Source organism: Rubrivirga sp. (assembly GCF_049648075.1).
Lineage (GTDB): Bacteria > Bacteroidota > Rhodothermia > Rhodothermales > Rubricoccaceae > Rubrivirga.
Window position 1 is genome coordinate 1 of sequence record NZ_JBARYR010000174.1, and the last position, 6921, is coordinate 6921.

At 70.5% G+C, this 6921-nt stretch carries 9 protein-coding genes and 1 pseudogene; 4 read left to right on the forward strand and 6 right to left on the reverse strand.

The genetic code is table 11. The features are described from left to right. The 4 genes and pseudogenes from WBA11_RS04950 to WBA11_RS04965 all read left to right on the forward strand — a co-directional run. Positions 1-448, forward strand: a pseudogene (locus tag WBA11_RS04950) (hypothetical protein); the annotation flags it as partial. Further along, positions 445-876: a DUF6010 family protein gene (locus WBA11_RS04955; RefSeq protein WP_424519611.1), complete on the forward strand. Its 432-nt coding sequence runs from the start codon at positions 445-447 to the stop codon at positions 874-876. The pseudogene WBA11_RS04950 and the gene WBA11_RS04955, both read left to right, overlap by 4 nt. Positions 877-908: 32 nt before the next feature. Then, complete coding sequence (locus tag WBA11_RS04960; protein ID WP_424519612.1) at positions 909-1142, forward strand: heavy-metal-associated domain-containing protein; 234 nt, start codon at positions 909-911, stop codon at positions 1140-1142. A gap of 8 nt (positions 1143-1150) precedes the next feature. After that, positions 1151-1633: a hypothetical protein gene (locus tag WBA11_RS04965; protein WP_424519613.1), complete on the forward strand. Its 483-nt coding sequence runs from the start codon at positions 1151-1153 to the stop codon at positions 1631-1633. 86 nt (positions 1634-1719) lie between these two features. Here WBA11_RS04965 and WBA11_RS04970 read toward each other — a convergent pair whose 3' ends face one another. The 6 genes from WBA11_RS04970 to WBA11_RS04995 form a co-directional block, all read right to left on the reverse strand. Next, positions 1720-2838: a cytochrome-c peroxidase gene (locus tag WBA11_RS04970; RefSeq protein ID WP_424519614.1), complete on the reverse strand. Its 1119-nt coding sequence runs from the start codon at positions 2836-2838 to the stop codon at positions 1720-1722. A gap of 224 nt (positions 2839-3062) precedes the next feature. After that, complete coding sequence (locus tag WBA11_RS04975; protein ID WP_424519615.1) at positions 3063-3704, reverse strand: hypothetical protein; 642 nt, start codon at positions 3702-3704, stop codon at positions 3063-3065. Beyond that, on the reverse strand, positions 3701-4420 hold the full coding sequence (locus tag WBA11_RS04980) for a DUF4230 domain-containing protein (protein WP_424519616.1): 720 nt from the start codon (positions 4418-4420) through the stop codon (positions 3701-3703). The genes WBA11_RS04975 and WBA11_RS04980 overlap by 4 nt, the downstream gene beginning before the upstream one ends. Before the next feature lie 123 nt (positions 4421-4543). Continuing rightward, positions 4544-5470, reverse strand: coding sequence for an EamA family transporter (locus WBA11_RS04985; RefSeq protein ID WP_424519617.1), 927 nt, complete (start codon positions 5468-5470; stop codon positions 4544-4546). A gap of 117 nt (positions 5471-5587) precedes the next feature. Continuing rightward, entirely contained in the window at positions 5588-6640 is a 1053-nt protein-coding gene (locus WBA11_RS04990; protein ID WP_424519618.1) for a CdaR family protein, read from the reverse strand. After that, on the reverse strand, positions 6637-6921 hold a 285-nt coding region (locus WBA11_RS04995; protein WP_424519619.1), incomplete at its 5' end, for a hypothetical protein. The genes WBA11_RS04995 and WBA11_RS04990, both read right to left, overlap by 4 nt.

The window sequence follows — 6921 nt, forward strand, 5'->3', positions numbered from 1 at the left end:
GCCCTCGATCCCGCACGCCGACGGCTGGCGCATCCAGGGCTGCGCGGTCAACGGCCCCGCCCTCGACGCCCGCGGCGACACGGTCGCACTCGCGTGGTACACCGAGGCCGACGGCGACGCCCGCGTCCAGCTCTCGACCTCGACGGACGGCGGCGCATCGTGGTCCGATCCCGTCCGCGTGGACCTCGGCGAGCCCATCGGTCGCGTCGATGTGGCCGTCCTCGAAGATGGAGGCGTCGCCGTCGTCTGGCTCGAGGGCGCAGGCCCCGACCAGGCCGACGTGATGGTGCGCCGCATCGAGGACGTGCCGAAGTACCACACCTCCGTCGCGACCGTCGACGCGGGCCGGTCGAGCGGCATCCCCCAGATCGTCGCGGCCGGCGACCAAGCCCTCGTCGCCTGGACCGACGCCGACGAGGGCGTCCGGGCGTCCCTCGTCTCGCTGTGACCGTTGAGCCCGGACCCGCGGTCCTGTGGCTCGGTCTAGGCGTGGTCTTGGCCATCCCGTACATCCTAGCCGGCCGCCGCCTCGGGGACGGCGGCACCCGGTGGTGGATGCTCGGCCTGATCGTCGCGGCGCTCGTCTACGTCGGGTTCGCCGTCGCGAGATCAGCGCCTCCGATGGCGATCGCCTTCGAGGCCGGGGGCGTGTTTCTCTACGGCGCGATCGCGGCGAACGGGCTGCGCGGCGACGTACGCTGGATCGGGGCGGCGTGGCTCCTCCACCCGGTGTGGGACATCGGTCTGCACCACCCTGGCGGCTTCGCCTACGCACCGACCGAGTACGTCCTCCTGTGCTCCACCTTCGACGTCGTGGTCGGGGTGTACCTGCTCTTGGGCTCGATGGGAGCCGTCCTCGAGGACACGCGTTCGTAGTCGAAACCGACCCCAGACCGATGTTCAACTTGATGCCCGACCGCCACGCTGAGACCCTTGAGATCGAGGGCATGTCGTGCGACCACTGCGTTTCGGCGGTCCAGTCCGCCCTCGAGGGCGTGTCCGGCGCGGCCGTTCAAACGGTCGAGATCGGCCGAGCGACCGTCGATGCCGGACCGGAGGCCACGCGCGAGCTCCTGGTCGCGGCCGTCGAGGACGCCGGCTTCACCGTCACCGGGGGTCAGAGCGAGCCCGCCCCGCAGTAGGTTCCTCCATGTCCGACTCCAAAAAGCCGAAGGCCGGCGGCCTCCTCGACCTCTCGACTGGTCCCGCGCCTCCGCCGCCCGCCCCCACGCCGCGCGCTCCGGTCACGCCGGACCCCGACGTCAAGGCCGGCAAGACGCTCAACCTGTCGACGGGCAAGCCGGCACGCCGGGCGCCGAAGCCGACCAAGGAGATGCTGGGCGGCGGCGGCGTGGTCGTGCGGGAAACGCTCGACCTGTCCACCAAGCGGGCCGAACCGACGGAGCCCGCTGCGCCGGAGCCGTCCTCGAGGGCGCACTCCTCGAGGACGGACAATCGAGGTGGCGGCAACCGCTCGGGCGGCAAGCGGAACGACGGCCGTCATCGAGGCGGCACGCGGGACAACCGAAGTGGCCGAGACGACGGCGGACGCGGGAAAGCGCCGGCCGCGTCGTCGGAGTCCCTGGCCGATCTCCTCTCGCCCGAGATGCTCGCCAAGCTGCGCGGCGGCTGACGGCCTCGAGGACGAGCCGGGTTTCCTCGTTCCGCGCTCGGCTACAGCACGAGGGTCGCACCAGCGAGCCCGATCATGCCTCGCCGTCACTGAGGCGGGAACGGGTCGGACCACTTCGGGTCCGTCGTGATCGTGGTGTCGGTTAACGTTCGCAAGAACGCCACGAGGTCGGCCCGTTCGTCGTCGCTGAACGACGGACGGATCGGAACCCCGCCTCGGCGCAGGCGAGAGGCCAGGCTGGGGCTGATCTGGACGCCCGTGCTGTAGTGATCGACCACCTCCTCCAAGGTCTCGAACCGGCCGTCGTGCATGTAGGGCGCCGTGAGCTCGATGTTGCGGAGCGATACGGTCTTGAAGATGCCCGGGACCCGACGGCTCGTCCCAGGATCTGCGAACGTCGAATCGAGGCCGTTGTTGGTGCCCGCCCGCCCTGTAAACATGTCGCCGGAGTGGCACTGCTCGCAACGTCCCGGCCCGAAGAACAGCTCGAGCCCGCGGTTCTCTTGGTCCGTCAACCCGGCCAGCGGCCGGCCGAACAACTCCTCTTGTGCCTCACGCGCGGCGTCATATCGGGAGTTGGACGCCACGATGGAGCGGACGAACTGGGACAGAGCGCGTGCGACTCGGTCGCTGGTGACGTCCGGCGTGCCGAAGGCGTCGGCGAACAAGGCGGGATAGAATGTCGTGGCCTCGAGCCGGGCCGTGAGGTCGTCGAGGGTCATCCCCATCTCGATCGGGTCCTGGATCGGCTCCAACGTCAGGGCCTCGAGCGTGGGGGCGCGGCGGTCCCAGAAGAACCGGCGGGTCCGGTCGTAGCGAGCGAAGGCCAGCGCCATCGAGTTGCGGTCGGTGTGCTCGCCTTCGAACCCGACGCTGAGAGGCCGGGGATCGGAGAAGCCGTGCTCCTGTCGGTGGCACGAAGCGCACGACACGGTCGCGTTCCGGGACAGCCGGACGTCGTAGAACAGGACGCGCCCCAGCGTCGCGCCCGCGTCGGTGATCGGGTTGTCGTCGGGCGTGTTGTCCCAGCGCAGAACGGAGCTGTGCTGAAGGTGGCCCGGAAGTGCGATGCCGTCGTAGTCGTAGGGCGTCGCGGGCAGGACCGGTGTATCGCCCAGTTGAACGGCGAAGGTGGCCCCGATGGCGACCACGGAGAACACAGCGAGCGCCGCGGGACGGAACCAAGAGGGCTGCGCAGTCAGCATGTCGGACGGTGGAAATGCAGTGGAATCAGTCTACAACGCCCGACCTCCGCACCGCAGGGGGTGACGTCGCCTCCTGTAGCGTCGTGGAACCGACAAGTGTTGCAGTCGACGATCTCCGGTCCTACGGAGCCGCCCTCGAGGGCGGAGGTAGCGGCCTCAGGGTCGGACCCGCAAAGCGGGAAGCTGTCCGGTGAAAGACGGAGTGACGGCCGCCCTCGAGGGCGCTACTTCTCCTTGCGCCAGAACGAGCGGACGCGCGCCTCGATCTCGGCCATCCCCGGCAGCGCGATCCCACGCCGCAGCGCCTCCCGCACCAGGATCGACCGGAGCGTCTGGTCCGCGACCGGAAGCGGGTACAGCGTCGACCAGATAGCCTCGAGGACGGGCTTAGACACGACGGCTACTGCGCCCAAGCGGAACGCGACGAAGCCGCCCAGCCCAGCCCACACCTGGGCCATCTGGCCGGACGACGCGAACGCGCTCAGCATGCCGATGTAGAGCAGCCCTTGGAACGCCGGGTTCTCCAGGACATACAGCAGCTTCGCCACGCGCGGCGTCGCGATCCCCGGCGCCGCCGCGGCCCACAGCGCGAACAGCAGGACGGACACGCCCAAGGCGCCCCACCACGGCATCACGAGCAACAGAAACGGCAGCGCGAGAACGGCTGCCGTCTGGGGCGCACGACGCCACGCGCCCGCCCGGCGCAGCACGTCGCCCAAGCCTGCGACCTCGAGGACGGGACCGGCGTACTCCACCAACAGCGGCTCCGTCGTGTGGTAGTGCGTCCCGTCGGCGGCCAGGATGCCGGCGGGCGTGTCGACGTAGAACGGGGCGTCGCTCTTGGGACGCGACCAGGGCCAGGTCATGGGATCTCGGCGGGGACGGTGCGGCGCTGGCCCTCGGACCCGAGGTCGAGCGTGTCGCCGGGCGCGACGACGAACCGGAAGCGGACGGCCTCGAGGTCGACGCCGGCGGCCTCGAGGGGCGCGGACAGGACGCGACGCAGCGCGCGAGCGGAGTTGATGCGGGGCTGATCCGACGTTGCGAGGTGCTCTTCGGCCTGCTCACGGAGGGCCGGGCGGACGCGGCGCAGCGTCTGCTGAACGGTCCGCTCGGTCTGGCTCGGCGTCAGGCGCGCCTGCCCCGACAGGTCGATGTCGACCTCGGCCTGCTCCAGCTCGGGCTCGACCGAGAACACGGACAGCGGCGGCAGCACGACCTCGACGAGGCCGTCCTCCTGGAACCGGATCGCGTCGGCGTCGAAGTCGTCGAGGGAGAAGCCGTACGTCATCGAGGCCGGCACGCGCAGCGACACTTGGGACCGGCCCGTCTCGATGTCCAACAGGCGGATCCGCCAGCGCCGCGCCGTCGAACCCGACAGCGTCGAGCTTAGCCGCCCGGTCACGACGAACCCCTCCGCGGCCTCGGACTCGATCTGGGTCGCCACCAGAGACCGGACCTCGTCCTCGCTGAGCGCTCCCGCCGAGGTCAGCATGCCGACGCCGACCACCGCGAGCCCGCCCAAGACGGCACCCACGAGGGCCGCAAGACGCCAGCGACCGGAGCGAGGAGTGTCAGACATGTCCCGGGTACGACCTCGAGGGCGTGGAGATTCGAGACCGGCACGACTCGACCTCGAGGTCGCTCGCGACGTCCCCCTTGTCGCGTGAGGAGGACCGGGGGTGTCTCTTCGTCCTCGAGGACGCTACCCCGCGAGCAGCACCAGCGCCGCGGCGGCCAGGCCGAGCCCGGCCAGGTTGGCCCTCGACAAGGGCTCCTTCCACACCACGCGACCGAGCAGCGCCGCGCCCAGCACGATCGCGACGCTGTTGGCCGGGAACGCGACCGTGCCCTCGATCTCCTCGAGGGCGCGGAGCAGGAACTCGGCCGATCCGTAGTTGACCAGCCCCAGCCCGATCCCCCACACCCACGCCTGGGCGCTCGGCCATCGGCCCGTCCGAAGGCCCGTCACCCCGACGGCGATCGCGCCGACGAGGAACGCGACGCCGAACACGAAGAGGAGGAACGTCGAGATGGGGACGCCGCTGCCGGCGAACTCCTCCTGAAACACCTTCATGTTGATGTCGACCGCGCCGCCGGTCAGGAACAGGAGCGCGAGCAGACCGACGATCCGTCGCGGACGGCCGGCAGGTCCGGTGTTCTCGTCCTTGAGAGCCTGCCCCGGACTCGATCCAGGGTCGGGCGGGCCGAGTTTGCCGGGCGGCTCGGCAGAGGGCTGGGCGACCAGGAAGAACGCGACGCCCGCGATCACGAGCCCGACGACTTGCCACAGCGTCGGCGCCTCGCTCCAGATCGCCCACGACGCGAGAAACGGGACCACGACGGACAGCCGCATCACACCCGCCGCCAGTCCGATCCCGGCTTCGCGGATCGCGAGCGAGAAGAGCCAGAATCCCGCGATGAACAGGACGCCCTGCCCCACACCCAGGGCCACCAGTCCACTCGTGAGCGGACCGGCCGGCTCGACGCCCTGCAACACGACCGCTAAGAGGGCCGCCGCGAGGTAGTTGACCGTCAGGAGCGCCGTCCGGTCCAGGTCACGGAGCTCGGCCACCTTGAACACGACGGCGATCGCGAGGCTGCACGCGACGGCGAGGGCGAGAAAGAGCATGGGCGAAGAATCAACCTCGAGGTCGGAGAACCAAGACCCAGGCTAGGGCCGGCCTCGAGGACGGGCCTCGAGGGTTCGACGGATTCTCGTGCGTCTGCGGCCCGTTTATAACGCCACCTAGCGGTCGTCTACGTCGGGCGCGACGGACGCCGGGCGCTGGATGAAGTAGCCGACCCGAGACGGCTGCAGCGTCACATCGCGCACGTCCAAGCCGGCGGGCCACTTCGCGGAGACCGGGACCTGGCCGTCGGTCGTGTCTCGCTCGATGTCGAAAAAGTCCACGACGGCGTAGAACCCCGGTGTCGTGAGCGCCAGGTCGTAGACGGCGCCCTCGAGCGGCGTTCGGTAGACGGCCAGCACCTCGTCCGGCTCGAACCGGACGCCGGCGACGCCGGGCGGCAAGTTCTCGACCCGGATGTCGAGGCGGCGACGCCCCTCGGTGAACTCGCCCACATCGACGCGGACGCGCGTGCCGTCGACGGCGGGCCTCAGCAGGCCGCCGAACGTGTCGGCGAGCGCCACGATCTGGGTCGTGCTCTGGTCCAGGTCCTCGAGGTCGAGGACGTCCGTGGGCCAGTCATCGAGGACGGCGAGCAGCGACTGGGCGCCCGTCACTTCGACGGTGTCCGGGGACAACGTCGGCGGGCCGATCAGGTCGTGCGAGGTCTGCGTCTGGATGTTCTGGCGCAGCCGGATCGGCAGGCGACGGCGCGTCCGCGTGTCGAGGGCGAGCTCGATGATCGCCGGCTGGACGGACTGGACCTGGACCCCGGCCGGCAACCCCGCCTCTCGGAGCGAGGCCGCCAGGTCGACGGTCGACCGCTCGGCCTCGACGCGGATCGTGGGCGGGTTGCGGGTGAACGTCAGCAGCGTCCAGCCGTCCCCGGCCAGGGTCACGGTCACGTCCTCGGGCGGCGACTCGCGCAGGGCCGTCCCGGGAGGCGTCTGGACGATCTCGATCGGCACGCGCAGCGTGACCGGGTACGTCTCGCGCATGCTAAAGCTGAACCACATCACCGACGCCACGACGAGCGACAGCACCATCGCGAGCCCTCGCTGCGACGGCGGCTCTTCCAGACCGTCCTCGGGCACGTCCTGCGACGGGAGCATCGCGCGGATCCGGTCGCGCACGCCCAAGCGCTCCCAACGAGACGGAGCGGGATTCGTCACGACCGGCGGTCGTCCCGACGCAGGAAGGCGATCAGTTCGTCCTTCGTGGCCTTCGAGATGGTCCGGCCGCTAAAGTCGTCGTCGTCGCGGTCGCGCGCCATCGTGCGCAGCTCGCGGACGGTGTGGTCGGAGTACTCGTTGGCTGCGCCGGCCTCACGGCTCTCGAGGTCGCCGTCCTCGAGGACGGGCGGCGCCGACGCGACGACGCTCGCGACGTCATCGAGGGCGTCCGGGTCGACGCCCACGATCCGGCTCCACACGCTCGGGTCCGGGCTCGGGAT

Coding starts and splice junctions, on each gene's coding strand:
- WBA11_RS04965 (WP_424519613.1), top strand. CDS start 1,151: ATGTCCGACTCCAAAAAGCCGAAGGCCGGCGGCCTCCTCGACCTCTCG.
- WBA11_RS04960 (WP_424519612.1), top strand. CDS start 909: ATGCCCGACCGCCACGCTGAGACCCTTGAGATCGAGGGCATGTCGTGC.
- WBA11_RS04970 (WP_424519614.1), bottom strand. CDS start 2,838: ATGCTGACTGCGCAGCCCTCTTGGTTCCGTCCCGCGGCGCTCGCTGTG.
- WBA11_RS04985 (WP_424519617.1), bottom strand. CDS start 5,470: ATGCTCTTTCTCGCCCTCGCCGTCGCGTGCAGCCTCGCGATCGCCGTC.
- WBA11_RS04980 (WP_424519616.1), bottom strand. CDS start 4,420: ATGTCTGACACTCCTCGCTCCGGTCGCTGGCGTCTTGCGGCCCTCGTG.
- WBA11_RS04975 (WP_424519615.1), bottom strand. CDS start 3,704: ATGACCTGGCCCTGGTCGCGTCCCAAGAGCGACGCCCCGTTCTACGTC.